32 protein-coding genes and 3 pseudogenes are annotated in these 25,594 nt (G+C 39.4%); 15 read left to right on the plus strand and 20 right to left on the minus strand.

All coding sequences use genetic code 11. From position 1 onward, the window contains the following. Window positions 1–57: 57 nt before the first annotated feature. Window positions 58–972, plus strand: a complete 915-nt coding sequence (locus tag N178_RS16785) for a proline dehydrogenase family protein (protein ID WP_045293669.1) — start codon at window positions 58–60, stop codon at window positions 970–972. Between the two features lie 173 nt (window positions 973–1,145). Further along, entirely contained in the window at window positions 1,146–1,949 is an 804-nt protein-coding gene (locus N178_RS16790; protein ID WP_045293671.1) for a YwqG family protein, read from the plus strand. Between the two features lie 56 nt (window positions 1,950–2,005). Here the strand turns inward: N178_RS16790 and N178_RS16795 are convergent, their stop codons facing one another. Next, the gene (locus N178_RS16795) at window positions 2,006–2,527 is read right to left on the minus strand and encodes a YcxB family protein (RefSeq protein WP_045293673.1); all 522 of its coding nucleotides are present in this window, start codon (window positions 2,525–2,527) and stop codon (window positions 2,006–2,008) included. Between the two features lie 182 nt (window positions 2,528–2,709). Between N178_RS16795 and N178_RS16800 the strand changes: the two genes are divergently transcribed. Then, complete coding sequence (locus N178_RS16800) at window positions 2,710–3,096, plus strand: VOC family protein (protein WP_045293675.1); 387 nt, start codon at window positions 2,710–2,712, stop codon at window positions 3,094–3,096. 26 nt (window positions 3,097–3,122) lie between these two features. Here the strand turns inward: N178_RS16800 and N178_RS27135 are convergent, their stop codons facing one another. Then, entirely contained in the window at window positions 3,123–3,275 is a 153-nt protein-coding gene (locus N178_RS27135) for a hypothetical protein (RefSeq protein ID WP_169746682.1), read from the minus strand. 190 nt (window positions 3,276–3,465) lie between these two features. Here N178_RS27135 and spoIIP point away from each other — a divergent pair, with 190 nt between their 5' ends. Further along, a complete protein-coding gene (gene spoIIP / locus N178_RS16805) occupies window positions 3,466–4,650 on the plus strand; it encodes a stage II sporulation protein P (RefSeq protein WP_045293677.1) in 1,185 nt (394 codons plus the stop codon). Between the two features lie 257 nt (window positions 4,651–4,907). On the opposite strand, the gene N178_RS16810 is transcribed toward spoIIP, so the two are convergent. The 5 genes from N178_RS16810 to pgaC form a co-directional block, all read right to left on the minus strand. Then, on the minus strand, window positions 4,908–6,623 hold the full coding sequence (locus tag N178_RS16810) for a putative bifunctional diguanylate cyclase/phosphodiesterase (RefSeq protein WP_045293679.1): 1,716 nt from the start codon (window positions 6,621–6,623) through the stop codon (window positions 4,908–4,910). Between the two features lie 410 nt (window positions 6,624–7,033). Beyond that, window positions 7,034–7,171, minus strand: a complete 138-nt coding sequence (locus N178_RS26780; RefSeq protein WP_160297362.1) for a hypothetical protein — start codon at window positions 7,169–7,171, stop codon at window positions 7,034–7,036. 137 nt (window positions 7,172–7,308) lie between these two features. Further along, window positions 7,309–8,175 carry a polysaccharide deacetylase family protein gene (locus tag N178_RS16815; RefSeq protein ID WP_045293681.1) on the minus strand — a complete coding sequence of 289 codons (867 nt, stop codon included), beginning with the start codon at window positions 8,173–8,175 and terminating at the stop codon, window positions 7,309–7,311. Then, window positions 8,172–8,633, minus strand: a complete 462-nt coding sequence (gene pgaD / locus N178_RS16820) for a poly-beta-1,6-N-acetyl-D-glucosamine biosynthesis protein PgaD (RefSeq protein WP_045293683.1) — start codon at window positions 8,631–8,633, stop codon at window positions 8,172–8,174. The genes N178_RS16815 and pgaD overlap by 4 nt, the downstream gene beginning before the upstream one ends. Next, window positions 8,591–9,847 carry a poly-beta-1,6-N-acetyl-D-glucosamine synthase gene (gene pgaC / locus N178_RS16825; protein WP_045293685.1) on the minus strand — a complete coding sequence of 419 codons (1,257 nt, stop codon included), beginning with the start codon at window positions 9,845–9,847 and terminating at the stop codon, window positions 8,591–8,593. The genes pgaD and pgaC overlap by 43 nt, the downstream gene beginning before the upstream one ends. Before the next feature lie 280 nt (window positions 9,848–10,127). Between pgaC and N178_RS16830 the strand changes: the two genes are divergently transcribed. From N178_RS16830 to N178_RS16840, 5 genes and pseudogenes are all read left to right on the plus strand, one after another. Further along, window positions 10,128–10,646, plus strand: coding sequence for a ferritin (locus N178_RS16830; RefSeq protein WP_028409787.1), 519 nt, complete (start codon window positions 10,128–10,130; stop codon window positions 10,644–10,646). Between the two features lie 22 nt (window positions 10,647–10,668). Then, window positions 10,669–10,869, plus strand: a complete 201-nt coding sequence (locus N178_RS26620; RefSeq protein ID WP_152640857.1) for a hypothetical protein — start codon at window positions 10,669–10,671, stop codon at window positions 10,867–10,869. 145 nt (window positions 10,870–11,014) lie between these two features. Further along, window positions 11,015–11,170, plus strand: coding sequence for a hypothetical protein (locus N178_RS27140; protein WP_014458731.1), 156 nt, complete (start codon window positions 11,015–11,017; stop codon window positions 11,168–11,170). A gap of 468 nt (window positions 11,171–11,638) precedes the next feature. Then, a complete protein-coding gene (locus tag N178_RS16835; protein WP_045293687.1) occupies window positions 11,639–12,364 on the plus strand; it encodes an AbrB/MazE/SpoVT family DNA-binding domain-containing protein in 726 nt (241 codons plus the stop codon). Between the two features lie 250 nt (window positions 12,365–12,614). Beyond that, a pseudogene (locus tag N178_RS16840) lies at window positions 12,615–13,349 on the plus strand (class I SAM-dependent DNA methyltransferase). Between the two features lie 149 nt (window positions 13,350–13,498). Here N178_RS16840 and N178_RS16845 read toward each other — a convergent pair. The 4 genes and pseudogenes from N178_RS16845 to N178_RS16855 form a co-directional block, all read right to left on the minus strand. Next, a pseudogene (locus N178_RS16845) lies at window positions 13,499–13,845 on the minus strand (Na-translocating system protein MpsC family protein). Window positions 13,846–13,847: 2 nt separating this feature from the next. Beyond that, the gene (locus N178_RS16850) at window positions 13,848–14,270 is read right to left on the minus strand and encodes a phosphate-starvation-inducible protein PsiE (protein ID WP_045293689.1); all 423 of its coding nucleotides are present in this window, start codon (window positions 14,268–14,270) and stop codon (window positions 13,848–13,850) included. Between the two features lie 72 nt (window positions 14,271–14,342). Continuing rightward, a complete protein-coding gene (locus N178_RS26785; protein ID WP_160297363.1) occupies window positions 14,343–14,480 on the minus strand; it encodes a hypothetical protein in 138 nt (45 codons plus the stop codon). A 176-nt stretch (window positions 14,481–14,656) separates the two neighbouring features. After that, window positions 14,657–15,667 carry an aldo/keto reductase gene (locus tag N178_RS16855; protein WP_045293690.1) on the minus strand — a complete coding sequence of 337 codons (1,011 nt, stop codon included), beginning with the start codon at window positions 15,665–15,667 and terminating at the stop codon, window positions 14,657–14,659. A gap of 296 nt (window positions 15,668–15,963) precedes the next feature. On the opposite strand from N178_RS16855, the gene N178_RS16860 reads away from it, so the two are divergent. Further along, complete coding sequence (locus N178_RS16860) at window positions 15,964–16,218, plus strand: hypothetical protein (protein ID WP_237758505.1); 255 nt, start codon at window positions 15,964–15,966, stop codon at window positions 16,216–16,218. 123 nt (window positions 16,219–16,341) lie between these two features. After that, the gene (locus tag N178_RS16865) at window positions 16,342–16,983 is read left to right on the plus strand and encodes an MSMEG_1061 family FMN-dependent PPOX-type flavoprotein (protein WP_045293694.1); all 642 of its coding nucleotides are present in this window, start codon (window positions 16,342–16,344) and stop codon (window positions 16,981–16,983) included. An 11-nt stretch (window positions 16,984–16,994) separates the two neighbouring features. Here the strand turns inward: N178_RS16865 and N178_RS27145 are convergent, their stop codons facing one another. The 4 genes and pseudogenes from N178_RS27145 to N178_RS16880 form a co-directional block, all read right to left on the minus strand. Beyond that, a complete protein-coding gene (locus tag N178_RS27145) occupies window positions 16,995–17,162 on the minus strand; it encodes a hypothetical protein (RefSeq protein ID WP_169746683.1) in 168 nt (55 codons plus the stop codon). Continuing rightward, complete coding sequence (locus N178_RS16870; RefSeq protein WP_337588889.1) at window positions 17,146–17,673, minus strand: DinB family protein; 528 nt, start codon at window positions 17,671–17,673, stop codon at window positions 17,146–17,148. The genes N178_RS27145 and N178_RS16870 overlap by 17 nt, the downstream gene beginning before the upstream one ends. Then, a pseudogene (locus N178_RS16875) lies at window positions 17,659–18,150 on the minus strand (N-acetyltransferase family protein); the annotation flags it as partial. The gene N178_RS16870 and the pseudogene N178_RS16875, both read right to left, overlap by 15 nt. Before the next feature lie 64 nt (window positions 18,151–18,214). Next, window positions 18,215–18,385 (minus strand): hypothetical protein, encoded by a 171-nt coding sequence (locus tag N178_RS16880; RefSeq protein WP_237758506.1) that lies wholly within the window; start codon window positions 18,383–18,385, stop codon window positions 18,215–18,217. A 238-nt stretch (window positions 18,386–18,623) separates the two neighbouring features. Here N178_RS16880 and N178_RS16885 point away from each other — a divergent pair, with 238 nt between their 5' ends. After that, window positions 18,624–19,010: a MerR family transcriptional regulator gene (locus tag N178_RS16885; protein ID WP_013084526.1), complete on the plus strand. Its 387-nt coding sequence runs from the start codon at window positions 18,624–18,626 to the stop codon at window positions 19,008–19,010. 36 nt (window positions 19,011–19,046) lie between these two features. Here the strand turns inward: N178_RS16885 and N178_RS16890 are convergent, their stop codons facing one another. The 3 genes from N178_RS16890 to N178_RS27610 form a co-directional block, all read right to left on the minus strand. Next, window positions 19,047–20,009 carry an aldo/keto reductase gene (locus tag N178_RS16890; RefSeq protein ID WP_045293695.1) on the minus strand — a complete coding sequence of 321 codons (963 nt, stop codon included), beginning with the start codon at window positions 20,007–20,009 and terminating at the stop codon, window positions 19,047–19,049. A gap of 227 nt (window positions 20,010–20,236) precedes the next feature. Then, window positions 20,237–20,581 (minus strand): CPBP family intramembrane glutamic endopeptidase, encoded by a 345-nt coding sequence (locus tag N178_RS27605; protein ID WP_237758507.1) that lies wholly within the window; start codon window positions 20,579–20,581, stop codon window positions 20,237–20,239. Further along, entirely contained in the window at window positions 20,547–20,918 is a 372-nt protein-coding gene (locus N178_RS27610) for a hypothetical protein (protein ID WP_237758508.1), read from the minus strand. Before N178_RS27610 ends, N178_RS27605 begins: the two co-directional genes overlap by 35 nt. An 83-nt stretch (window positions 20,919–21,001) precedes the next feature. Here N178_RS27610 and N178_RS16900 point away from each other — a divergent pair, with 83 nt between their 5' ends. From N178_RS16900 to N178_RS16910, 3 genes are all read left to right on the plus strand, one after another. Further along, entirely contained in the window at window positions 21,002–21,745 is a 744-nt protein-coding gene (locus tag N178_RS16900; RefSeq protein WP_045293697.1) for a MerR family transcriptional regulator, read from the plus strand. A gap of 93 nt (window positions 21,746–21,838) precedes the next feature. Continuing rightward, window positions 21,839–22,987, plus strand: a complete 1,149-nt coding sequence (locus N178_RS16905) for an MFS transporter (RefSeq protein ID WP_237758509.1) — start codon at window positions 21,839–21,841, stop codon at window positions 22,985–22,987. Between the two features lie 199 nt (window positions 22,988–23,186). Further along, window positions 23,187–23,468 carry a hypothetical protein gene (locus N178_RS16910; protein WP_028414975.1) on the plus strand — a complete coding sequence of 94 codons (282 nt, stop codon included), beginning with the start codon at window positions 23,187–23,189 and terminating at the stop codon, window positions 23,466–23,468. 39 nt (window positions 23,469–23,507) lie between these two features. Here N178_RS16910 and N178_RS27150 read toward each other — a convergent pair whose 3' ends face one another. Beyond that, the gene (locus tag N178_RS27150; RefSeq protein WP_165573632.1) at window positions 23,508–23,681 is read right to left on the minus strand and encodes a hypothetical protein; all 174 of its coding nucleotides are present in this window, start codon (window positions 23,679–23,681) and stop codon (window positions 23,508–23,510) included. A 132-nt stretch (window positions 23,682–23,813) separates the two neighbouring features. Further along, complete coding sequence (locus tag N178_RS16915; protein ID WP_045293698.1) at window positions 23,814–25,292, minus strand: glycoside hydrolase family 32 protein; 1,479 nt, start codon at window positions 25,290–25,292, stop codon at window positions 23,814–23,816. Between the last annotated feature and the right edge of the window lie 302 nt (window positions 25,293–25,594).

Genomic DNA, 25,594 nt, shown 5'->3' on the forward strand with positions numbered 1-25,594 from the left:
CCCTAGGCTGCTCTATCTTAAAACAACAAGGGATTTTTTCTATAGGGGGAGATATTTATGTTAGCAGAGGTATCTAAAAATGTGTTTCTTCACGCTTCCCAAAATAAAGTGCTAAACAAAGCGGCGAAAAAATGGGGTCTTCGCTTTGGTGCAGCTCAAGTGGTAGCTGGCGACACGATTGAACATGCGATTAAAAAAGTACGGGAACTGAATGAAAAAGGACTTGTTTGCACGCTTGATCATTTAGGAGAATTTGTTTCAAGCAGAGAAGAAGCTATCGAAGCGACTCAATATAACGTCAGAACGCTAGAAGCTATGGGGCAAGCCGGCGTAACATGCAACTTATCTGTCAAAATGACGCAGCTTGGTTTGGATATCGACCGCAATTTTTGCGTTGAGAATATGCGCCGCATTGTTGAAACGGCGAAAAAATACGATAACTTTGTCCGAATCGACATGGAAGACTACGCCCACTGTCAAATGACGCTAGATATTTTACGAGAGCTTCGTGAGACGTATGATAATGTCGGAACAGTTATTCAAGCTTACCTGTTCCGCGCTGAACAAGACGTAAAAGAGTTAAAAGGGGTTCCTCTTCGATTAGTAAAAGGCGCGTATCAAGAATCACCAACCGTGGCATTTCAAGATAAAGCCCAAATTGATGAAAACTATATGCGCATTATCGAAGAACATCTGCTCAGCGGAACATACACGGCGATTGCATCTCACGACCATAATATTATTGCAAAAGTAAAAGAGTTCGCTCACAAAAACAACATTCCGCGCACGCAGTTTGAATTTCAAATGCTGTATGGATTCCGAACAGATATGCAGCTTAGCCTTGCAAAAGAAGGCTATACAATGCGCGTATACGTTCCATTTGGCAACGACTGGTTTGGTTACTTCATGCGCCGCTTAGCGGAAAGACCGCAAAACGTCGCATTTGCTTTAAAAGGATTCTTTTCTAAATAAGCAATCATTTAGTAAGATCCACAATGAAAACGCTATCATTTCTTTGTTCCCTTTGCAGAAGCATCCGCAAAGGGGTTTTTTATACGATTTCTCTTCCCTTTTCGTGTGTATTACGCTAAAATATAAATACGAACAAACGTTCTTTTTTATTCCAAACAAAAAGGAGAGTACATATGAATCCTCTATCAAAATTAGAACTGCCTCCTAAGCTAGAACCTTACCGAAAAGAAATCGAACAAACATGTAAGCCTTATATCCACCTCCATACGGTCATGAACAGTCCAAAATTATATGAAAGCAAGTTCGGCGGCAACCCTTATCTTCCTCTAGAAGCAAGTCATCCTCTAGACTCCGAGGGCAAGCCGATGCTGCTGATGGCACAAATCAATTTTTCTGAAGTTCCTTCCTATGAAAATATGCCCTCTCAAGGCATGCTTCAATTTTTCATTTGCGGAGCTGATAACAAAAACACTGGTGATGTGTATGGTCTGGATTTTGACCACCCTACGACTCAAAAAGACTTTCGCGTCGTTTTTTATGAAGATGTAACAACCGACGAAAACAAATTAACAACGGATTTTACGTATCTTGAAGACATTGACCGAGATATGTTCCCTATTCCTCAAGAAGTAGGCTTACAGTTTGAAATAAGAATCGAACCTGTTTCCCCTACTGACTATCGCTATAACGCTGTAGAACCAGGTTTTTTTGACGATGAAGAAATGGAAGAAATCTACTGGGATGAAGTTACGGGTGAGTATCACAAAATGGGCGGATACGCTTTTTTCACTCAAAGCGATCCCCGAGACTACGATGAAGCGCTGCGGGCATACAACATTCTGCTTCTTCAATTTGCCATGGACGACGACGCTGATATTATGTTTGGTGATGCAGGAGTGGCCAATTTCTTTATTAAAGAACAAGACCTTCGCAACCGTAACTTTAAAGATGTTTTGTACAACTGGGACTGCTGTTAAAAAACACCCTCTTAGAAAAGTATCTAAGAGGGCCTTTTTTATATGGCTTTTACTACTCAGCCTGTTTTCCTTGCAGCATTCAGCATTTCTTTAAACTGCTGTAACGCTTTTACATCTGCAAATGCGCTTGTAGGAATAACATATCCGCTCATTGCACTAACAAGGATAAAGATATGTTCATCGGTTTCTCTAATTTGAGTGATGCTTGACCAAGGAGTCTTCACTTCTCCTTTTGAGCTTTTCTCTACCAAGTCCTCTTCCGTAACCATCATAGTATGCTCACCCGTCAGACTGCTGTTATCTCCTTCATTTATTACCTTTACGATGTTCTTTTTAATACTTCCGTAAAAATATTTCGGATAAAATAAAAACCACAGCACCGCAAGCAGCGCAAACGCTACGAACATACCAAGTAAAAATTCTCCTTCAACCCACGAAACAAGCAAAGGAATAAGAAGAAAAATAAGCGACATCCATCGCTGAACTCTCAGCACTTTTTGTACTCTTTCCGAATGTTGAGCGTGATGCATGTTAAAAGCTACGTAATCATCTTTGGTTAACGTATAGTGATATTCCATATTAATCTCCAATTCTACTAAATAACAACAAAATAAAATATACCTCATTTGGTGTTATATGTATATAAAATTGCACTTTTTCATAAGCTTTTCTTATGAAACACATCAACTTTTTATCATTTATTTACAGATATACTTCACGTAAACTTAACTAGTACTCTACTATTTAAGGAGGAATGTTTATGACGTTTACACTGACGCATATTGATCATATTCAGCTAGCTGCACCCCCGAATTCAGAAAGCGAAGCACGACACTTTTTCGGAACCGTTCTTGACTTAACAGAAGTCGAAAAGCCGGAAAGTCTAAAAAAGCGCGGCGGCGTGTGGTTTGAGTTTGGTTCTTATCAGCTGCATATTGGTGTTGAACCTGCCTTTTCACCCGCAAAAAAAGCGCATCCAGGCTTTTTCGTTAAAAACCTCACTGCGTTAAAAGATCATCTGACTAGCTTCGGTATTTCTTTTATAGAAGACAAAAACATTCCCGGTGTCGAAAGAATTTACGTGGATGATCCTTTTGGCAACCGAATGGAGTTCTTAGAGAAAGTGAATCTTCCTGTTTCTAACTGAGTGTTCGACAAAACAAGAGCTCTTATTTACGAGCTCTTGTTTTCTTTTGGTCCTTCTTTTTGCTTTTCTTTCCAAAGCATGTACAGCAACAGCCCCAGTACACAAAATGCTACGCCAAACATTGTTAAAGGAAATAACAGTGTATTAATAAAATGATGATAAACCCATGAATCGTTCATCTAACCAGCTCCAATATGCACCGTTTTTTTATAGTATGCCCTACTATAACCTTTTTTATATTGTGTTAAATATCATGGTTTCTATCATATTTCTTTTTCTTTTTAATAGAGTAAATAGTAGATACATAACATTCTCCTCTCAGAGCTCTCATCCGCTGATTTCAAAATTTCATTAGAGGAGGTTTATTCTATGAAAAACAAGTTCACCGAAAAGCCTAAAAAGCTTTTTTGGATCCTTTCTTATAAATCATTAATTATCGCTATACTATTTGTTCTGTTAACATCTGCCGCTATTTTTACCGTCACGTATTCAACTCTTCAGCATACGCTGCGCTCGAACGTTGTCTATCAAGCACTATCAAATTATAAAGCTCAAAGCTTGTTCTACTTCATGCATACGGAAAACCATCATTTCTCTCATGCCTATGAAGAAGATTTCTCTCCGCCTCCTCTTTCTTCTGTCGCCCTGCAGCTTGCGACGAATATTCGCGTGGCGGATACAAGAAGTCTCTTTGGATCAGAACTGCCCGGCTTTTCTATTTTTGATTCTCATATTCTGTTAGCCGGTGAAGGAACGGATTATACCACGATTCCTCATGAATCAGCTCCTCCGCTCGAAAGCATTTCTGGGGAGCGTGATTTGGATCCTGCTGAAAGCAAAACGTACGAAGAAAGTAAAAAACAGTCTCAAACACAGGCCGAGCAAAGTACGGGAGACAAAAAAGTTGTGTACATCTACCACACGCACAGCTGGGAATCTTATTTTCCTTTACTTGGTATGCAAGGTGAAGCGAACGAAAATAAAGCAGTTGATAACAAAACCAACATCACGCTCGTTGGTCAAATGCTAGGAATGGAATTAAAAGCAGACGGAATCGGCTCGGAAGTAGATACAACTAACATGACGCAAAAGCTGAATGAAAAAGGCTGGGGTACGGGACGAGCCTATGCGATGTCTCGCAGCGTGGTGGAAACGGCTCTTCAGCAAAACAAAGACGTCGATTATTTAATTGATATTCATCGTGATTCACTGCGCCAAGAAAAAACAACGACTGCTATTAACGGAAAATCGTACGCTAAAATGATGATTGTATTAGGTGAAGCAAACCCGAAATTTGATGAAAATGTTAAAATGGCCAAAGCGATTCATGAAAAGCTAGAGGAAAAATATCCAGGCCTTAGCCGCGGAGTATTAAGCAAAAAGAAAACAAGCGGCAATAACGGGCTATATAATCAGGACTTATCCGACCGCTCCATTTTAATTGAAGTAGGCGGCGTCGATAACAATATGGAAGAACTCACAAATACCGTCAAAGCTTTTTCTGATGTGTTCAGCGAGTATTACTGGCAAGCTGAAAAAGTGAATGCGCAGTAAACAAAAACTAGCTACCCCAGGTAGCTAGTTTTTGTTTTTATGAGAGTCACGCTTCTCCTCTTCTTCACACGCAAAGCACATAAGCTTCCCTTCAACAACCACACCGTTTAAAAATCCCTCTAAACAGTACACGTTCTTTTGACATACCGTACAGACTCCAACGTATTCTTTCACGACTTTATCAATCCTTATATCATATTAAAATTCAAAAAAAGAAGCTCTATTAAAGAGCTTCTTTCCGTACATATGATTTTCCTTCAATTCAACAAGCGTCTCATTTCTTCAGGAGAAAGCGGCTTATCAAATATATAGCCTTGACCGATATGACAGCCTTGTTCCATCACAAACTGCAGCTGTTCTTCGTTTTCGATTCCTTCTGCAGTTAGATCAAAATTAAGTTTTTTCCCCATTTGAATAATCGTTTCCACCAGCACTTTTCCAACTTCATCTAAGTCGTCAATAAATGATTTATCAATTTTTAACGTATTAATCGGCAAGTGTTTAAGATAGCTAAGAGAAGAGTAGCACGTTCCAAAATCATCCATTGCCACTTTTATCCCTAGACTCCGCAGGCGGTTTAACACTTTTTTCGATTCTTGACTGTTTTGAATAACGCTTTCGGTGATTTCAAGTTCGAGAAAGTGCGGCTCAAGACCTGTTTTTTGCAAGATTTGTTCAATATCCACTACGAATCGCGAGGACTTCAGCTGAATAGGTGACACGTTCACTCCTATTTTACTCGCTTTTGAATTCAGCTCCGTCCATGCTTTCATCTGCTTACACGCTTCTGCCAACACCCATTTGCCAACGGGCACAATCAGACCTACTTCTTCTAAAATAGGCAAAAATTCATTAGGATAGACGGTACCAAATTTTGCGCTATTCCAGCGGATAAGCGCTTCTGCCCCTATGACATCAGACGTTTTTAAATCGATTAACGGCTGATAAACGAGCTGAAACTCATGTCTTTCGAGCGCATACTTTAACTCATTTTCCATGCTGATTGTTTTAATTATTCGTTCATTAGATGAAGACGAACTCATTTCATATGTGTTTCGTCCATTTCGTTTTGCTACATACATTGCAATATCTGCTTGCTTAATTAACCTGTCAATTAGTTCATCTGCGTCTTTTGGGACAATATGCTGCTGACATTCCTTTGAAAATAGGCTAATACCAACGCTTGTAGAGGTTAGCACTTTATCACCATCTATATAAAAAGGAAGCGACATTTCCTTTACGATCTGCTCGGTCATTTCTTCAATTTCCTCAACAGTTTTTAGTGTATGCAGCACTAAAATAAACTCATCGCCCCCGTGCCGCGAGATAAAATCAGAGGACGGAATACATTTTTTTAATCTTTCTGCTACGCGCCTAAGCAGCACATCGCCGTGATGATGGCCAAGCGTATCATTTATTGATTTAAAGCGGTCTAAATCTAAAAATAAAATAGCCAGCAGTTCTGGAGATTCTTCATCTAAAAACAGTTTTTTCAGCTGTTTGTTTAACCAGTAGCGGTTAGGTAAATTGGTTAACGGATCATAATAAGCCATTTGCTTAATTTTTTCTTCATATGCTTTTCGTTTTGTAATATCATTACGAATCGATACGTACTGATACGGCTTGCCCTGCTCATCTAAAAAAGGAACAATGGTTGTATCCACCCAGTAGTACGAACCGTCTTTTGCCTTGTTTTTTATTTCTCCGTGCCATACCTTACCGGATCTGATCGTGCTCCATAACTCCTTAAAAAACAAGCTTGAATGATGTTTCGAATTAATAATGCGATGATCTTGTCCGAGGAGCTCATGTCTTTCATACTTAGAAATTTCACAGAATTTATCGTTCACGTGATTGATGAATCCGCGGCTATCCGTAATCGCTACAATCGATGATTCGTTTAACGCAAGTTCAATATCATTTAGTTTTTTCAGCGCTTCTTTAAATTTATATTCAAAATGCCTGTTTTCCATAGCCTATACACCTTTATCAAAATTTTAACGATAAAACAAAACCCATGACGAAATGATAGAGAGGAATCGTGAATAATGAATATAAATTAACCAGCAACGGACAGCGGATTGGCTTGTCCGATTACCTTACATTATTAAAATAGTAAGCGTAGGATTGCTTCTTTTCCTCTTTTCACCTTTACAAACTTCTCACACGCAGTTTGTAAAAGAATTGATAGATAGTTTCGTTTATCCATGTCTTTTATCACAACTTTTCTATGGTACCATTAAAATGATTTTTATAGAAATGAAAGTATACTTTCTTCACGTAATTGACATACCTTTTGATGGTAAAAAGAAAAAAGAGGCTGGGACATAACAAAATAAATCCAATCGAAAGACGAACAAATGAGATACATGAGCTGGACTGCTTATGACACCGCAATTGATTTCCGTGCAAGGCTTCGCTTTCCGCGGGCGGCCGCTGAGCCTCCTCGTCGCTTGCGCTCCTGCGGGGTCTCACCTGTTCCGCTGTTCCCGCAGGAGTCTTCGCCTTGCCCTCCAATCAACTGCTAGAAGGAGCGAAACAAATAAAACGATATGCACCATCACAAAAAAAACGAACCATTCATCAAACAGGTTGATGAATGGTTCGTTTTCACTTGGGCTCAACTACTTTTGTCCCAGCCTCTTTTTCACTTTCTTCTTACGAGCTTGTCCGCGTCAACCATGGAAGAATAAGGTTTTGAAAGGTTTTGTTGTACACAACCATCCGGTTAAGATAGTACGGGTCGTTGTCTTTTGTAATAACGTGAGGGGCTAAAATAGCTGCCTGGTGAAAACCGGCATTTTTCACAATTTTAGCTACGTCATCATTTGTATTGCCATATGGATACGCAAAGTAAACAGGGTCTACTCCTAAATGTCGCTTAATCGTTTCTTTGCTTTTTCGTAAATCACGAGCAAACGCGCTGTATTTAGCAGGCGTCAGAAATAAAGGCTTGTCTTCTTCCAAGCGGTGCATGTCATATGTATGCGAACCAATGGTCGCAAGGCCGCTGTCTTTCATTTCTTTTAGCTGACTCCACGAAGCCATGTTTAAATTTTGAAAATCAGTTGCCCCCACTTGTCCTGCGATTACATATAGCGTAAACTGAATGTTTTCCTTTTTTAAAATTGGAAACGCGTTTTGATAAACAGTACGGTCAATATCATCAAATGAAATCCATACGCAGCGTTTTGGAAACGTACCTTTTTGCTGATACGTTTCAATATCTTTTGGCGTAACGAACGTAGCGTCAAGTTCCTTCAGCTTTTTCAACTGATGTTCGAAATCATTGCTGTAGACGCTGTACTCTGTCAGTTCGTCAGACTTTGTAACTGAGCTGACAACTCGATTAAACCAATTATGCTTGCGCACGCGATGATAATTTAAACCTAAGCATCCGTTCGTCTCAAGCGCTGGCTCCACGGTCGTTGTGGCTTTCGCCTTGTCTTCCCAGTTCACTGCTTTTAAAAAAACAAAAGTAACTACCGTTGCCGCTATCAAAAGAAAGAATACATATTTCTTCATGCGTGCTTCCTCTCCTTAGTATGTTTTAAAGGATTAACATCAAACTCGATGTAATGCGCACGCTGAAGTTCTTGAATTTGCTCCTTAGATAAAAGCTCAAGTCGCTCTAAATCTTTTATACTCGTATACGCCGGCTCTTTTCGTCGGTTTAAGCTTCCAAATCTCTTTTTGTTATAGGATCTCCATAAAAAGAGAGCTAGGAAAAAGAAACAAAAAATAACGAGTCCAATCATTAAAAACGTTCGAATTTCACCGTTCGACGTTTTGAACGCAATTTTTAATACCCCGCTGTAACGATCATTTACTCCCATAACAGCTGAAAGGAAAAACCAAAGAACAACAGCACAATACAGCCAAAAAACAGATGAAATAATGATGCTTATTACCAATCGAGCAAGAGGCTGTTTGGCTTGAATCATGATTTGCTCTTCGTTAAGCCGCGGTCTGGACTGCTCCATGTAGCATAGCCTCCTTTCACTCTAGATTTGATAGCACGAGGAAATGCGCCCACTACTACAATCGTATTCACAATCCAGTAAAGCGCTGGGTACCATGCAGCCCATACGTAATACCGCTTCACATTGTCGTATTTTGAATCAATTTTCAGTGCAATAAACAGCTGAATTAAGCTTGTAAATACAAGGGAAAATGACGTAAACGTAAACCAAAACAGCATGTCTTGAGGGCTGCTCGCCGTAACAAGCAGCATGATAGTCACAAACAGCCATGCCAATGACCAAAAGGTACTGATCCACTGCTCTAGGTAGACAATCCAAATTCTGCGCTGCTTCCATTTCAATAATACTTTCCAGTGGCGAAGCATTACCTCTTGTCCGCCTTGAGCCCAGCGTACTCGTTGCTTCCAAATGCCTTTTAAGGTTTCGGGCACAAGCATCCAGCACAATGCCCGCGGTTCATAGCGGATATCCCAAAAGCGCTGCTGCAGCTTCCAGCTCACGGCGATATCTTCCGTAATCATGTCACGATCCCACAGCCCGACGTCCACAAGTGCTTTCTTTCGAAAAGCTACTACTACGCCTGAGACCGTCATTACTTTTCCTAAAATTCGCTGTGTTCGTTTAATAGAACCGATAATAGAAGAATACTCAACTAGCTGAATGCGACTCAGCAGCGTATTACGGTTTCGAATGCGCGGATTTCCGGTAACGGCTCCCAGCCGTTCCCCTTTATGAAGAAAATGATGGATTAGATAATATGGAGCGTCTTGATCTAAAATAGCGTCAGAATCTAAGCAGATTAAAAACTCAGCTTTAGATGCGTGCGCACCTAAATGTAACGCGTTGGCTTTTCCTTTATTTTCATAAAGCTGAATCACACGAACTTCAGGGTGATTTCTGCTGATTTCCTTTAAAATATCAGCTGTTCCATCCGTACTGCCATCGTTAATAAGGATGATTTCTTTAGACGGATATTCTAACGCCAAAAGGTGCTTAAGCGTTTCTTCAATCGTCTCTTCTTCGTTATAGCAAGGCACTAAAAAGCTCACTAACGGCCATTCAATTGTTGAAAAATCAACTTTAGGATCTCGGTCGCGATAGCGTATGTAAATAAGCGTGCCTGCAATCCAAAATAAAGACATAATAAATGGATACCAGAATACAAAGCTCGCAAGCTTTTCAAATCCAGGTATTAATACGTGTTGCATATTCATTCTTCTGACTCCTTCACACCAATTAAAATTGCACAGAGTGACAATTTTATCACTAAATTGGTTAAATAGAACATAGTAATTTTAACCATCTAAAAAAGAGTCTTTTAAACTACTTTTATTCCTATATTATACAACCTTTATATGTAAGCAAGAAGCACCAATAAAGGATGGGCAAGTTACCTACTTAAAGAATTGACATATAGTATCTGTGTAGATTAAAAGCGTGATGATTGCAGGTAGTATACGAAAGAAACCCTTTCCCTAAGGAGGAATAACAACTATGAACGAACAAATTCAAAAGCTGCTCAATAACTTAATTCAACTTGAACACGTCTCTTCGACTTTATACCTAGCTATGTCTAACTATATGAATCGATTAAACTATAAAGGAATGGGCAGCTGGCTGCGTCTGCAGTCTGAAGAAGAGCGCACTCATATGCTAAAACTCATTGACTACTTAGTTGACCGCGGCGGAACGGTAGAATTAAGCTCTTTGCCTGCTCAGCCAAGTGAGTTTGGGACACCGTTAGAAACGTTTCAAAAAGTATTGGAGCATGAGAAGTTCGTCACGAATTCTTATCGTCAAGCGTTTCAATTTATCAGCCAAGCGAATGACCCTCAAACGTTAGTCATCGTGCAGGACTTTTTACGAGAACAAGTCGACGAAGAAGCTCAAGCTCAAACGATTGTAGACCGTTTAAAAATCGCCCAAAATAACCCTGCAGCTATCTTTATACTCGATCAAGAACTAGGACAGCGAAAAGCTGCACCAGCGGGTGGAGCAGCTGCGCAAGGTTAAAAGCGCAGAAGAGTGTAGAACAATGTGCAGAACCAATAACACGACGCCCCTTTCCTTGTTTCGAGTTGGTATTCATCACGGCTATTATGGATATCCTCCCAATGTGTATGACGCCATTCAAAGGCTTATGAATCAATATATACATCAGCTTCACCATCATCGGCCTCAATACGTTCACGTCTACTACGTGCATCCTTCTCTTATTCACTACTACCTTCACTAAGTTAAGGAAAATAGAGAATTTTGCTTCATGAAAAAATTCACCGTTTCTCCACCCTAATTCAGGAATTCCAATCAAAAATTTGGATATTTATGCTAATATAGATTTTGTTACTCATATAAAGAAACAATTATTAGCGGGGCGTCATATGGATAATCAATACGTTGTAGGATGGGGAACGCTGGCTTTAATTAATGCCGGATTAGCGCAAGGTAAAAATCGAACGGGTCTGAACTGGTTCTTATTATCTCTTGCTTTAGGACCGCTTGCTACCTTCATCTTACTGCTGGTTGAAAAACGATAAAAATTGGTTCAAAGCTCATTGCTTTGAGCTTTTTTCTTTATTTTCCAACTATGACTGCTCTCCAAAACAAGTGAAAAAAGCAACGCTTGAAATTTTTTTCTAGACTTAATATGCATAAATCTATTCATCATTTAGCGTAAATCCGGCTGCATTTTGTTAATAAAAAACCTACTCTTTAGAAAAGGAAGGAAGCTCCTTTTTAAATCTTTGTTTCTGACAATAAAATCAAAAGAAAGAAAAACGCTTTTATTCTATGCTTTTCTAATTAACAGATTAACTGTTTTCTTCAGATAATTACCTTTCACATGGGACAGCTGTGCATCTACTGAATGAGGTCAAACTTCCTGTATTTCTCAATCTGTAGGATGAATAAATACTCATTTGCTTCATTTGACAAAGAAATAAATGCTGTGTAGTTTAAGTAACATACCCCATCTAAAATGTTTTTAGAAAGGATTAAGTAGCAAGATGCGTACAAAAAAAGAAGAGTGTATAATTGACGAAATGGGAAGAGTATCCCTTCCTTCTTTGTTTATGCAACTAACAAAACTCGAGACGAACGACAAAGTTTTTTTACGGAGCTGTGATGATTGGATTATTATCGATCATCATGATGAAAATGTCCCGGTTCCTTCTCATATCTTCATTCGAACAATTGACCACATGGGTAGAATAGTCATTCCAAGATCCCTGCGAGATGACTATGAACTTAAGCCCTTTGATTATGTAGAACTATACGTGGTAGAACAGCAAATTGTTATGAAAAAAAGAGACGAAAAATCGATAGCGCTTTCACAAAAACCTGCGGCGTCTCCTCCTTATTATGCAACATTAACCGGCCGGCAGATTCAGCTCACTGCTGAACTTTTAACGTCCGTCGAATTGGATGCAAACATGGAGGTTCAATTTTTTATTAACAAAGAAAATAACATCGTGATTCAAAAATATGAAATGAGTTTTGGGAAGAAAACGACTTTAACATTTACGGCTCAATCTCGAAAAATTGATGACCGTTTTCGACTTACTATTCCTAAAAAGCTGCGAGATGATTTCTCCATCCACTCAGGTACGATGTTAAAAATTAAAACAGGTAATAAGCAGCTCATTTTAGAAAAAGTGGAGAATGAAAAAGAGATTAGCAGCGTATTATCTCAGCAAATAGACGCAGCAATTGTTGAAAAATTACCGAAATAAGAACGACGCCAAAAACAAATGGTTTCCTACCACTTCAAAGCAAAAGCTAAGAGTTATGCATAGACTGACCCTTTCTATACTCAACTCTTAGCTTTTAGACTTATCTTCCGTAAACGTGTACAAGCCGGTTACTCCACATAATAGCACTACTTCCAAAATAAAAAACTATTTCCAGATCCATCAAAATTATTGTAAATAATTTGAATATATGAGTATAATAAGGTACTTTGCATAGAGGAGGCTGATTTAGTTGAAGATCTCAACAGGAGCTGAATTTTACGATAATGACGAGACGTTTTTGGCCTATACAAAACGCCGGCAGCAAAAAGAAAATGCCAACGATACGATTGAAAAACCGGCTATTTTACAGCTTCTAGGTGATGTTACAGATGCAGACGTTTTAGATTTAGGGTGCGGAAACGCTGGATTTGGCGTGGAGCTTCTTGAACAGGGATGTTTCTCTTATACCGGAGTAGACGGCTCGATCAATATGATAAACGCGGCTCAGCAACAGGTTTTAAACTAGCCAAATGCAAGAGTGCTCCATGAATCGATGGAGCATTATACTCCACCACGCACCGAATACAATTTGGTTACTGCAAGACTGTCTCTCCACTACATGGAAGACTTAGCTTCCATTTTCACTAAAGTGAATCAAGCACTCAAACCTGAAGGAAGATTTATTTTTTCTGTGGAACACCCAGTCATTACGTCTACTCTTCAGCCTTCCGCTCTCCGCACAAACTGGACGGTGGACAACTATTTCTTCATGGGATTCCGTCAGCAGCACTGGATGGGCGGATACGTTCAAAAGTATCATCGCACGCTTGAAGAGTACTTTTCTTTGATGCAGCAAAGCGGATTCACCGTTACAAATTTAAAAGAAGCATGTCCTCAAAAAGAACATTTTGACAGCGCTGAAACTTACGAGCGGCGAATGCGTATTCCTTTGTTTTTACTGATGAGCGGCGTCAAGAACAGATAAGCGCCTAGATGAAAAGAGCATCAAAGCCTTTATTAAGGAAACAAAGCCTTTGATGCTCTTTTACACTTACTCTTCACAACAGCAACATCCGCTATGTCTCTGTTGTTTGGCGTCACTAAATCCCTCTTTCTTTCAAAAAACTATTTTAGTTAATCGTCTAACTTTTTATCAAAAACAAAAGTAGTCATCGCGACATCTTCTTCAATGTTAATGTCTGAAAAAACTCTTATAATTTTTGCATGGACAAGTTTTTCAAACTTATCTCTGAACAATCATAAATTTTTTTCACTAGTTCCGTGCGTGCCTCATGAACCATCCTTTTGCCTTCAGAAGAAGTTATCATAAACTTTTCTACATTCGTAAGATTGCCTTTCATTTCGCTAACAGCCCACGTATCTATAAAACGAGTAGTGATTTCCCTCGGTCCGTTTCCAACCTGCTCTTTACGGATTTCGCGCACCAAGTTACTAAATTCATGCTCTCTATTTCTACTCATGTTCAAATTCTCCTTTCATTATCTTCTAATCTTTTTTTCGTTAACATTAAGTAACTAATCGTTAAAGCGATAATTCCTAAAGATAAAAATAAACTTCCGATTTGATAATTGTTATTTACAATAATAAATCGTATTGTGGCAGTAATTCCAATATATAAGAGATAACTTAATGGGAAATGACAGCTTTCCTTAAAGTAAGTCATAATCATCGAAACAAAAGCAAAATATAAAAAGAAAACAAGTACTTTTCCAAGGATTTTATGAACGTTATTATTTCCTGTTAAGGCATCATTCATAATATAAAAAAGCTCTCTCAATAAAAAATAAACGAGTATAAATCCAAGGATAATCAGCGAGACATTTAAAATAAATTGATATGTCGTAATTAGATACTGCCTTTTTTTACGTAAAAATAGTTCCAACACCTTTGTATCCCTTCCTTTTATCTAACTTCCTTACATTAATTCTATTCATGTTAGCAAAACGCTCAAAAACTATTAGCCTGTTTTAGAGCTTGCTGCTTTATTAGTTGTCTCCAACATATCCACTCCTCCACAAAAAAACCCATCATAAAGAGATTTGTGCATAGCTGTACAAATTTCTTTATGATGGGTTAACGACTCAGCATTTTTCAATACTTGTTATCCAGCCCTTCATATATCTACATATAGTCAAGTCACCAAAGATAAAAAAACATATATGATGAATTTCTATCAATAAGCTTCTTTACAATTAATTATAGCGCAATACGTCAAAACTTCAAATAAAGATTTACTTAGCGTTTACACTGATATAGTTTTTAACTACTTCTTCATTTAACATTGATTGGCAGCGGAGCATAAGAAGCTACAAGCTGCTGTTCACGCATTTCTTCCCAGAAGGCTGCCGGAATTACTGTATTTAATGCCGCTTTGTCTTCAGCAATACGCTCTGGACGACTGGCGCCAGGAATAACAGCAGCAACCGCTGGATTAGCCAGTGAAAATTGGACAGCAGCGGCTTTAATGCTGATCTGATGACGATCTGCAATCGCTTTGATTTTTTCTACTTTTGTCATAATTTCTGAAGATGCTTTTTGATATTCAAAGTGCGTACCTCCAGCAAGAACGCCTGAGCTGTATGGTCCGCCGACAACAATGTCCATATTATGCTTTACGGCTTCGGGCATCACTCGCTGCAGCGCACGTTCATGATCTAACAGCGTGTATCGGCCCGCTAGCAATGATACATCCGGCTTTGCTTCTTCTAACTCCAGCATGATTTCAATTGGTTCTACTCGGTTTACTCCAAGTCCCCATCCTTTAATAACTCCTTCTTCACGCAAGCGCGTAAGCACACGAAATGCGCCCGTTCGAGCAGACTCAAATTGTCCTACCCACTCATCTCCATAAAAATCTTGCGCAACATCATGAATATACACAAAGTCCAAGCGATCTGTTTTCAAACGGTTTAAACTTTGCTCGATCGAACGAAGAGTTGCATCTGCACTGTAGTCATTGATAATTTTATTTTTACGGCCGAATTCAAAAAGTCCTCCTTTTTCTCCCATATCACGTGAAGATGTGTCTTCTAGTTCATCTGAAATGACGCGACCTACTTTTGTACTTAGCACATACTCATCGCGGTTTCTTTTTGATAGTGCTTCACCAAGGCGCATTTCTGCTAAGCCAGCTCCGTAAAGAGGGGCTGCGTCAAAGTAACGGATGCCGCTTTCCCAAGCAGCATCAACCGTTGCTATGGCCTCTTCTTCTGGAATATTACGATACATATTGCCCAGTGGTGCTGTTCCAAATCCTAGTTTCCCCTGCAGTATTTCTCTCATATTCATAAAACCTCCTGAAATTTTTATACCTCTATTTTAGAAATTAATTAGTATGAAGGCGAATCCAACGACCAATCGATTCATTAAATGTCTTGTTATCTCTGACAAAATTCATTATGAGGCATGGAAACAAGAAAAAAAAGTACGCACTTTAAAGTAATATGGGAACTAAAAAGTAACCTACTAAGGAGCAAATGAGTTTTTCAGACTCTTCTTTTATTTATGTACTTTCTACTTCTTACTCATGCAAACAAACATTGTGCATACAATAAGCAGAAAGCTACTTTATAAATGAGGTGAGAATTTTGAGAGATGAATACTTCAAAAAAATTGAAGATAAGCTCGATAAGCTTGATGAAATGGACCACTCATCAATGAAAGAGGACGAAAAAGATGAATATTTTCAAAGTTTGCTAGATGATATGGATGATTTGTTGAAAGACATGCGCCAGCGAGAAAAAGACTCGAATCATCTTGTCAGTGGACATATGAAGAAGGTTAATGACATTTTTGATAACGCAATCAAAAATTTTAAAAAAGACCGAAGCTAGCATGTAACACTTCTACTTCATTTAAATATACTGACTTTTCTGTTTTTTAAGTATAAAAATATAGTATTTCATATGTGAAAATGGTATTTTCAGTATACGCAAAAAGTAGGAGTGAAAAAAGGAATGGAAAACAGTCACTTTAAAGAACAAGTAAAAACGAAGGAAGAGCTTCGCGGTATAATCGGGGCGCCTAACAAATTGGCACATCAAAAAATAATTTCTTGTCTAGATCGACACTGCCGGGAATTTATTAAACATTCCCCTTTTGTCATCATTGCTACAGCTGATCATAAAGGAATTTGCGACAGTTCTCCGCGGGGTGATCATGCTGGTTTTGTACAAGTCGTTGATGAGAAAAGGCTATTGATTCCAGAGAGGAGTGGCAATCAAAAAGTAGATTCATTGGAAAATATTTTATCTAATCCTCAAATAGGGCTGCTTTTTTTGATTCCAGGCATAGAAGAAACGCTGAGGGTGAACGGCAAAGCTTGTATTGTCAAAGACAAAACGATGCTTGAAACAATGACGGTTCACAATAAAACTCCGCTGCTTGCTATCAGCGTCGAAGTACAAGAATGCTTTCTCCATTGCAGCAAAGCGTTCAAGCGATCAAAACTGTGGAATCCAGAATCTTGGGAAAGAGTCGAAACGCTTCCTTCCGCAGCTAAAATAGTCGCGGAACACGCAGGCTTTTCCAACCTAGAAAGCCGTACCAATCCCGAAGAAAGCAAAACTCAGCACCTCTATGAAAAAAAGCCGCTATAATGCGGCTTTTGTCATTTTACCATCAAAAAAAGTATACCTCCGGCAATGATCAGAATTGGTAACAAAGCAAGAAGCACGCCTTTTTTTGAACTTCCTATGTATTCATGATCACCATAAGCGCGGCCTGTTCTGAAATCGACTTTCACCTGAGATTCTTCTTTTTTACGTTCTTTTTTCATTCACTTCGCCTCCTAGCAGCAGTTGAGCGTCAATTTGCTTAATATGATGCTCTAAATGAGCGATATAATCTTTAGCCAACCACTGGAGCGAAACGAACTTTCCATCTTCTAATTCAAATTGATACATATGCTTTTCTGTTGGTATATGAGAAAGAACGGAAGCAATTTGCTTATTTAAACTGCGCCATAGGGCAACTATTTCTTCCATGGATATATCTTGATAGTGCTGCAGTTCTACCCATTCATTTTGTTTATAAGACGTCAGGGCCAAAGATGTTTTTTCATGCTGCACATTGATAAACAGCTGCAAATTGTGAATGGCTGAGTCACATAAGTGCCCCACAATTTCTTTTGGTGACCATTTCTTAGGAGCAGGACGGTTTGATACCGCTGCTTCAGAGAATACTTCAAGCTTTTTAGGAAGCTTTATCACCCATTCATTTAACTGAACAATCGTCGTTTCCATGTTCATTTCTTCTTTAAGCACGTTTTTATCAAAAACCTTCCCCATATAGTATTCATCGGCTAAATCTCCGTCTACAACGAGTGAACATACTTTTTTCCCTTCTATTTCAAAACCCATCTTTTTATACAGCGAAATGGCCGGTTCATTGTGTGTCATCACCGTTAACTCCACTCGTTTAATGCCGCTCTGCGCTGCCCATCTCTCCATTTCTTTAAACAACGAAGTCCCGATGCCCCGGTTTCCGTAAGATTGAAGCACGCCAACAGCTAAGTATGCGCTGTGTTTTTTTCGGTTAACGCTTCCGCCAATCACAGATAAGTGACCAACAAGCCGTCCGTCTTGTTCCGCCACTAAAATGGTCGAGTTCGGCATCTTCAAAAAAGTGGTAATCATTTTTTTCTGCTGTTCAAGTGTAGTTGCACGCTCATTTTCTTCGTACAGCATATATGCTGTTTCTTTATCAAGCTCTTTATTTAACGCTAAAAAAGCAGCTGCATCGGAAGCTAAAATTTCTCGAATCACGTTTCCCCCTACTTTCGTCAATAGTAGTTAACTAGAAAAGAACGTTAATAAACAGATGATATCCTTACACACGCGCTGAACGTTTTCCAAGAAACGCAGTGAAGATAAAACATATACTAAAAGCGACGGCGGAAACAAAAAAGCCAAGCATCCACCCTAAAGCTCGCATAAACGTATCTTCATTGGGATACAGAGGCTTAACGCTTAGCCACTGGATTACCATAATTAATGCCATTATTAAATAAAAGCTGCTTCCTGTTAAAGCCATTTTAAGACGGTTTTCAAATGACCCTGTCCCCTTTACTTAACCTTTTACAGTAAGTTTCTTATTGTCTACTTTTTATTACGGACAAACTGTATAAAAGTTCCATATTTTTTCAAATAAACGAAAAGTAATTTGATAAAACGTTCAGCTATCGATTATCATATACCTTAAAGTAAGTTTTACGATTCATAAGTGGGAGTGAACTATCTTGTCTTATAGCATGAAGGAAATGAATGAAAAAACCGGGCTTTCCGCACCGACTTTACGCTACTATGAAAAAGAAGGCATTCTTCCTTTTGTAGAGCGTGATGAAAATGGAAAGCGCCTCTATAATGATACGAATATTGAATGGATTCGTTTTATCTTAGCTCTGCGTTCAACGGGCATGCCGCTTGCAGAAATCAAGCGCTATGTAGAGCTCTATAAACAAGGCGAAAGCACGATTAAAGAACGAAAAAACATGATGCTTCAGCACAAAGAAGCAGTGGAAGAAGAAATGGCCAAAACTTTTAAATACCTTGAACAAATTAACTATAAGCTCGCTTTGTACGACTCACTAGAAGCAAAATTAACGCAAAAAGAAATTAAAATTTAAACATAAAAGTCCGCAGGTGCACCTGCGGACTTTTTATTAATACAGTGAATTTACGGTATTCAACAGCTCTTCTGGCCATGTCCAATCGCTAATTTCAACCGCATCTGTTACGTGATACAATTTACTAGCCCCGATAATGCTTGATGTTACAGCCGGTTGATTTAGCACCCATGAAAGAGCAAACTGAGACAAGCTTACTTCATTTTTTTCTGCTAACTTGCGATACTGCTCCACCAGCTGAAAGTTTCGATCTGTAAAGTAGTTTCGCAGCAGCTTTTCACCATGCGCAGCGCGGCTTTCTGGCGGCACGTCATTTGATGTTTTATATTTTCCTGAAAGCATGCCGCGCGCTAACGGACTGTATACCATAACGCCTACACCTTCAGATTGACTAAACGGCAGCAGCTCTTGTTCAATTTCACGAGAGAGAAGATTGTACTGAGGCTGAACGGAAATAAATTTTTCAAGATTCATTTTGTCACTAATATGATGAGACTTTGTGATTTGCCACGCGGCATAATTGGAGCAGCCAATATAACGAACTTTGCCTTGACGAACTAAATCATCTAGCGTGCGAAGCGTTTCTTCCATAGGTGTATGGTGATCAAAAAGATGAACTTGATAAAGATCAATATAATCCGTCTGCAGTCGTCGCAGCTGATTATCCACTTCTCTCATAATATGAGTGCGTGAAAGACCTTTATCATTTTTTCCTTTTCCTACGGCAATGCCGACTTTTGTCGCAAGCACAACATCGTCTCTTTTTCCTTTTAACGCACGTCCAATAATTTCTTCAGATTCCCCAGTGCCATATCTAAACTCTTCGTCTTGCCCTTTTCCGTAATAGTTGGCTGTGTCAATAAAGTTAATGCCGTTTTCAATGGCGCTATGTAAAATAGCCGCCGACGCTTTTTCATCAATCCATCGTCCAAACGCCATCGTACCTAGACATAAATTTGATACTTCCAAACCTGTTGTTCCAAGCTTTCGATATTGCATCGATATCCTCTCCTTTTTATGGCTGTCTTTACTCTCTCTTATCATACACCTTAACGTTCACTTTAAGACAAGCCTTAAGCGTGCGTGCATATACAAAAAACGGCTAGGAACAGGCAGTGCTTCTAGCCGTTTTCGGGTTCATTTTCCGCTTATTTTTTTGTAATTCGCTTCTTTAGTATACATAATATGGTAAGATAAATCATAGCTTACTTGTCACCGAAACTATATTAAGCTGCCGCTGTTAAAATAACGGCAATTCCATTAAGACAAGCGTGAATGATCATACTCGGAAGCAGCGACTTTGTTTTTTCGTACACCCATGCAAACACGAGACCTGATAAAAAGTTAACGGGCAAGGTATTGTACGTTGGAATATGCACTAGCATAAAGATAAACGAACTTCCCACTAATCCAAACACAATCCCTCCTTTACGTTTCAGCCACGTATAAAAAAATCCTCGGTAGATAATCTCTTCATAAAAAGGTGAGATTACAGCAGCTGAAACAAAAGCAAGTATAAATGAAAACAGCGACAGGTCATGCTGTAAACTGGCTTGTTTTTTTATTTTCATACGTCATACCAAACCATTCCATTAGCACAACAATTGCCACGCTTCCTAAAATCAGCACAAAAAGCCAAAAAAGAATGCGCGGCCAGTGCCGTTTTGAAAACGATTGAAAACCAATTTTTCTATCATCAGCCTGAACCATCAGCCCGTACAGAGCTGATAAAAACACAGCTGCCATAACAAACCCAGTAGCTGTTCCAGCATAAAGGTCATTTTTAAACAGGGAATGTAAAGCATCCTGCAATATGCCTTCAATTAAGATAGGCACACCAACAAACGTGACGACCAGCATAATTACGAATGATTTTATTGTCCATAATCCTTGATTTTTTTGTTTCAATTTACTTCGCCTCCCTTTTACATATATTCAGTGTAAAAGGTGACGTGACGTTACCTGCAAGCATTTTTTTGGAGGGGTTAAAAATGATTTATTTTTCTACTGGGCAAGCCGCTAAAAAATTAGGCCTCACGGTCCGTACGCTTCGTTACTACGATCAAATTGGCTTGCTTCATCCAACGACAAAATCAGAAAATGGAAAACGCTCCTACTCAGAAACGGATTTAGTCACACTAGAGAAAATTACTTTGTTAAAAAACTTAGCCGTTTCTTTGCGAGATATTGAACTTATTCTTCACAAAGTGAGTATCGATGAACTTCTAGCCATTCATCAGCAAAAACTTCAGCAAAAAGCGATGGAAATTCGACAAGCTTTAGAACACACCCACACTCTTCGCAACAGTATAAAAATAGAAGGTGAATTAAACTGGAAGCAGCTCCTTCCTTTAGTTCACAATCAGCCTACTACACAAAGCAGCTGGACTGATCTGCTTTCGCTTTCAATAGAAGAAAGAGAGATTCTGCAGCATGATTTGCCTAAAATGGAGAATGCGAGTGCCGATAAATGGATTAACATCATAAAACGAGTTCAGCTTTGCTTAAAGCATCAGCGTGTACCTCAATCTGAAGATGGACAGCTGCTTGCAGCAGATATTCTGCTTTTATCAGCTGAACTATTTGGGCAGCATACCGCTTTAGAAGAAACTTTTTGGGATATTCGCAAATCTCCTGAGGCATCTAGTTCACTTAATCTCTACCCTATTGACAGCGAAGTCCTTCAATTTATTGAAGATGCGATTATTTTTTACGAACAACATATAAAGGAATGAAGGTATTGAAAAAAGAAAAGCTGTTTGCTAATTCTTCTTAATAAAAAATTATTTATTTCAAGTACTGCGGCAAGCTTCGGAGATTTATTTGATATGTTTGCGGTGATGACGCTTTTTACATACGTGTGGCACGCAAATTCCCTCTGGATTACGCTTATTCCTGTCGCGTACGCTTTGCCTAGCATCCTGCTAAGTCAACCAGCAGGAAATTTAGCGGACCGCTACGATAAAGTACAGCTGATGTTTCTGTCTGAACTAGTCCGTCTTCTGTTCACATGTCTTTTATTTTTCACAAATGAACCGCTTTTGGCACTTGGGGTGCTGACGCTGCGCTCTATGAGTTCTGTTATGAAAGTGCCCGCACAGCTGGCTTACGTTCGAGAAGTGGTCAAAGAAGATCAGCTGCTGCAGGCCTCTACTTTACAAAACATTATGTTTCAAATTGCCAAAGTTGTGGGGCCGTTTCTCGGAGCCGCCGCGCTGACGATTACAACGCCAAAAGCATGCATTTTAGTTAATGCCGCAGCTTGTATGATTTCTATTGGCGTGCTGTTTTCACTTAAAAAAGCAGGTAAGAACATTCAAGGGCAAGCTGCTCGTTCTTCCCATCAAGCGAAAGAAACGTACTCAAATGGCTGGAAAATCGTTTTTCAGCACTCAATCCTTTTACGCGTCATTATGTTGTTTCACCTTTCGTATTTTGTAGTCATGCTTGTTGACGCTCAAATTAGCATCTTCCTTCGAGATGTGCTGCCTCACCATCCGGAAACGCTCGGCTGGCTGCTTTCTGGAATCGGGCTGGGAGCGCTAATAACAGGAGTATATCTTAATAGAAAAAAACAGGTTCACCATCCATTTAGACTTTTATCACTTGGACTGCTTCTATTTGGAAGTTCTTTATTTTTTATTAGCAGCTTTAACCCAGCCGTTATGTCGCGCTATTTTATCTTGATTGCTGCACCTATCGGGGGCGCCGGAGTTGGGCTTAATTTGCTGCTGTTTAACTATATCGTTCAAAAGTACAGCGACAAAGAACACCTAGGAAAAGTGTACGGATTCATTAATACCTTAACGAGTGCCGTTTTACTTACTGCTCCTCTTCTTGGAGGCATGGTCGTAAAGCTTGCAGGTGCTCAGACGACTTTTTTAACGGCGGCAATCATCGTAGTAGTCGTTGGCTTTGTGAGTATGGTAATGCCGCTGCGTGATAAACCGAAAAGAAACGTTCAGATTGACGCATAAAAAATATCTTTCCTTATTCCCTTGCAGCTGGCTGGATTTTAGGGACAATGATTTTGCTAGGAAACTCTTTTTATACGAGAAGATACTTACATAGAAGAACAGTCAAAAAGTAAATATCAGTCTGGAGCCGTATATACAAACCTTCATTCGGTTATGGTAAAATAGATAAGCAAAAACTGGATGTAAGGAGATTTTTAGTTTGAAAACGGGATTAATATCTGGCATTATATCTTTAATTATTGTAATTATCATTTCTATTACAGCAGGCAACTGGCAGTATATTTACTATATTTCAGGCCCTCTTGGCATATTACTTACGGCAATTGCACTCGTAACCTTACTGGATACATTTCGATTTGAAACGAGAGGACCTTACTTTACCCCGGTCCGGCAGCGAGAGGATACAGAATGGATGAAACGTTTTATTATTGCAGCCGTTCCTCATTTAGTTGCTTCTTGTATTTGTATTTTATTTTTATAGAGCTCAAAAAAGGTTAAAACATAACGAAATGAAGCTAACCTAAAGACGAATAAATGAGATACATGAGCTGAACCGCTTGTTACACCGCAGTTGATTTCCGTGCAAGGCTTCGCTTTCCGCGGGCGGCTGCTGAGCCTCCTCGTCGCTTGGCTCCTGCGGGGTCTCACCTCTTCCGCTTGTCCCGCAGGAGTCTTCGCCTTGCCCTCCAATCAACTGCTAGAAGGAACGAAACAGATAAAACTATATTCACCATCGTAAAAAAAACGAACCACTAATCAAACATGTTAATTAGTGGTTCGTTTTTCACTTGCGCTAAAGTACTTTTGTCACAGCTTCTTTTCTCATTTACGAAATGCCGCGCGACATACCGTAATAATCAATGCGGTAATCCACAGCTCCTTCTGCAAATACATTTACAGCTGATTTGGAATCTTTTTTCGGGAATACCCGGGAAGTGAAGACAATTTTGCCGCCGTTTATATAAATTTCGACGATGCTTTTGTCGACAAATACGCGAACATCGACTTCGTTTGACGCCGTCCATTTTTCAGAGCGAACCACACCGTATTCCGTTGCATATTGATGGTGGAATGAAGAACGGTCGAGTCTGACTTCTTGCTTTTCTGTATCAAACACGAGGCGAAGCTCTTCTTCTTTACTATTAAACAGCTCTAAACCAAACTGTTTGGCCCCTATCTCGCGGAACTTCATATTGATTTCATAGGCATTGTTTGTTGCTTCATCAATGATCACTTCTTCATTTTTTAGCGTTCCTCTAAAATGAACCGCTTGATCTCGAAGCTTATTTAACTCTTCTACAGGCTTTTGAACAAGTTCATTTCCTTCAAGCGAAAGCTCACGAGGAAGCGTTAATGCATGAGCCCATCCGTATTCGTCTGACGGATAGTCAACGTCCGGGTTTCCAATCCATGCGAATAGCAAGCGACGTCCGCTTTCATCTTGGAACGTTTGCGGTGCATAAAAGTCAAACCCTTTATCAATTTCCCGGTAATACTCCATTTCAAACGTTAAACTCTCCACATCAAATGTTCCCACCGCGTAAATCACATTATAAATATTATGAAAATCGTGGCCATCCGCTTTGATTCCCTGCGGTGAAAAGACAAACACATCTTTACCGTCCAGTTTAAAATAATCCGGGCACTCCCACATATATCCAAAGCCAGGAAGCGATGTTTTAACTTCGCCTTTAAATGACCACTGAAGCGCATCGCTTGATTCATATACAATTAATGCGCCCGTTTCGTTTTCACGCTGAGCGCCTAGCAGCATATAATATGTATCATTTTCTTTCCATACTTTCGGATCGCGCACATGTCCTGTATACCCATCAGGAACGCCTCGTACCGCTGGGTTATGCATGTACTTTTCCACGCTTCCATCTTCTTTTAGTATCGCGATACATTGATTAGCTGAACGCGAGCCGTCTTCGTATTTGACATTACCCGTATAAAACAGCAGCCCTTGACCATCTTTTTCGATCGCGCCGCCTGAGTATGCGCCGTGCGATTCATATTCTTCCGTTGGCGTTAACGCAACCGGAAGGCGCTCCCACGTTACTAAATCCGTAGATTTCACATGAGCCCAGTGCTTCATTCCATGCATCGCACCGTACGGATACCATTGATAGAACACGTGATATTCACCGTTTAATTGAATCAATCCGTTTGGATCATTCATCAGCCCGTACTGTGGATGAATATGATAAATCGGCTGCCAATTGTCTTTAATTGCTTTGTCTTTTAATGCTTCTAACTCTCCAGATTTTGCTTCTAAAATCGTTCTGTACTTCGATTCACCCATTTCTTCAATCCCTCCAGCATCTAAAAAAAAAGAGAACGTATTCTCCTTGCACTCTATGATATAAAATTTCAAGTGAAAATGCTACCGAAGAACGAATGTTGTCGTTTTCTTGTGTCGGATTTTATAGATAAGTTTTTTTCTGTTTTTATAGCAGAAAAGAAGGTTTTTCTGTCAGGTGGTTGAATACTATATACAATCAAATTTCACCAGCCTGTACGAGCGTCCGACGGCACTTGCAGATTTTTTTAGCGAATCATTTGCGTTTTACAGGAAGTATTCAACAAAATGGTAAACCCTTCATA

Source organism: Priestia aryabhattai B8W22 (assembly GCF_000956595.1).
GTDB lineage: Bacteria > Bacillota > Bacilli > Bacillales > Bacillaceae_H > Priestia > Priestia aryabhattai.

Excerpts from the sequence above, each read along its gene's own strand:
- N178_RS16785 (WP_045293669.1), top strand. The coding sequence starts at position 58 with ATGTTAGCAGAGGTATCTAAAAATGTGTTTCTTCACGCTTCCCAAAAT.
- N178_RS16790 (WP_045293671.1), top strand. The coding sequence starts at position 1,146 with ATGAATCCTCTATCAAAATTAGAACTGCCTCCTAAGCTAGAACCTTAC.
- N178_RS16795 (WP_045293673.1), bottom strand. The coding sequence starts at position 2,527 with ATGGAATATCACTATACGTTAACCAAAGATGATTACGTAGCTTTTAAC.
- N178_RS16800 (WP_045293675.1), top strand. The coding sequence starts at position 2,710 with ATGACGTTTACACTGACGCATATTGATCATATTCAGCTAGCTGCACCC.
- N178_RS27135 (WP_169746682.1), bottom strand. The coding sequence starts at position 3,275 with ATGAACGATTCATGGGTTTATCATCATTTTATTAATACACTGTTATTT.
- spoIIP (WP_045293677.1), top strand. The coding sequence starts at position 3,466 with ATGAAAAACAAGTTCACCGAAAAGCCTAAAAAGCTTTTTTGGATCCTT.
- N178_RS16810 (WP_045293679.1), bottom strand. The coding sequence starts at position 6,623 with ATGGAAAACAGGCATTTTGAATATAAATTTAAAGAAGCGCTGAAAAAA.
- N178_RS16815 (WP_045293681.1), bottom strand. The coding sequence starts at position 8,175 with ATGAAGAAATATGTATTCTTTCTTTTGATAGCGGCAACGGTAGTTACT.
- pgaD (WP_045293683.1), bottom strand. The coding sequence starts at position 8,633 with ATGGAGCAGTCCAGACCGCGGCTTAACGAAGAGCAAATCATGATTCAA.
- pgaC (WP_045293685.1), bottom strand. The coding sequence starts at position 9,847 with ATGAATATGCAACACGTATTAATACCTGGATTTGAAAAGCTTGCGAGC.
- N178_RS16830 (WP_028409787.1), top strand. The coding sequence starts at position 10,128 with ATGAACGAACAAATTCAAAAGCTGCTCAATAACTTAATTCAACTTGAA.
- N178_RS26620 (WP_152640857.1), top strand. The coding sequence starts at position 10,669 with ATGTGCAGAACCAATAACACGACGCCCCTTTCCTTGTTTCGAGTTGGT.
- N178_RS27140 (WP_014458731.1), top strand. The coding sequence starts at position 11,015 with ATGGATAATCAATACGTTGTAGGATGGGGAACGCTGGCTTTAATTAAT.
- N178_RS16835 (WP_045293687.1), top strand. The coding sequence starts at position 11,639 with ATGCGTACAAAAAAAGAAGAGTGTATAATTGACGAAATGGGAAGAGTA.
- N178_RS16855 (WP_045293690.1), bottom strand. The coding sequence starts at position 15,667 with ATGAGAGAAATACTGCAGGGGAAACTAGGATTTGGAACAGCACCACTG.
- N178_RS16865 (WP_045293694.1), top strand. The coding sequence starts at position 16,342 with ATGGAAAACAGTCACTTTAAAGAACAAGTAAAAACGAAGGAAGAGCTT.
- N178_RS27145 (WP_169746683.1), bottom strand. The coding sequence starts at position 17,162 with ATGAAAAAAGAACGTAAAAAAGAAGAATCTCAGGTGAAAGTCGATTTC.
- N178_RS16870 (WP_337588889.1), bottom strand. The coding sequence starts at position 17,673 with ATGGGGAAGGTTTTTGATAAAAACGTGCTTAAAGAAGAAATGAACATG.
- N178_RS16880 (WP_237758506.1), bottom strand. The coding sequence starts at position 18,385 with ATGGCATTAATTATGGTAATCCAGTGGCTAAGCGTTAAGCCTCTGTAT.
- N178_RS16890 (WP_045293695.1), bottom strand. The coding sequence starts at position 20,009 with ATGCAATATCGAAAGCTTGGAACAACAGGTTTGGAAGTATCAAATTTA.
- N178_RS27605 (WP_237758507.1), bottom strand. The coding sequence starts at position 20,581 with ATGAAAATAAAAAAACAAGCCAGTTTACAGCATGACCTGTCGCTGTTT.
- N178_RS16900 (WP_045293697.1), top strand. The coding sequence starts at position 21,002 with ATGATTTATTTTTCTACTGGGCAAGCCGCTAAAAAATTAGGCCTCACG.
- N178_RS16905 (WP_237758509.1), top strand. The coding sequence starts at position 21,839 with ATGTTTGCGGTGATGACGCTTTTTACATACGTGTGGCACGCAAATTCC.
- N178_RS16915 (WP_045293698.1), bottom strand. The coding sequence starts at position 25,292 with ATGGGTGAATCGAAGTACAGAACGATTTTAGAAGCAAAATCTGGAGAG.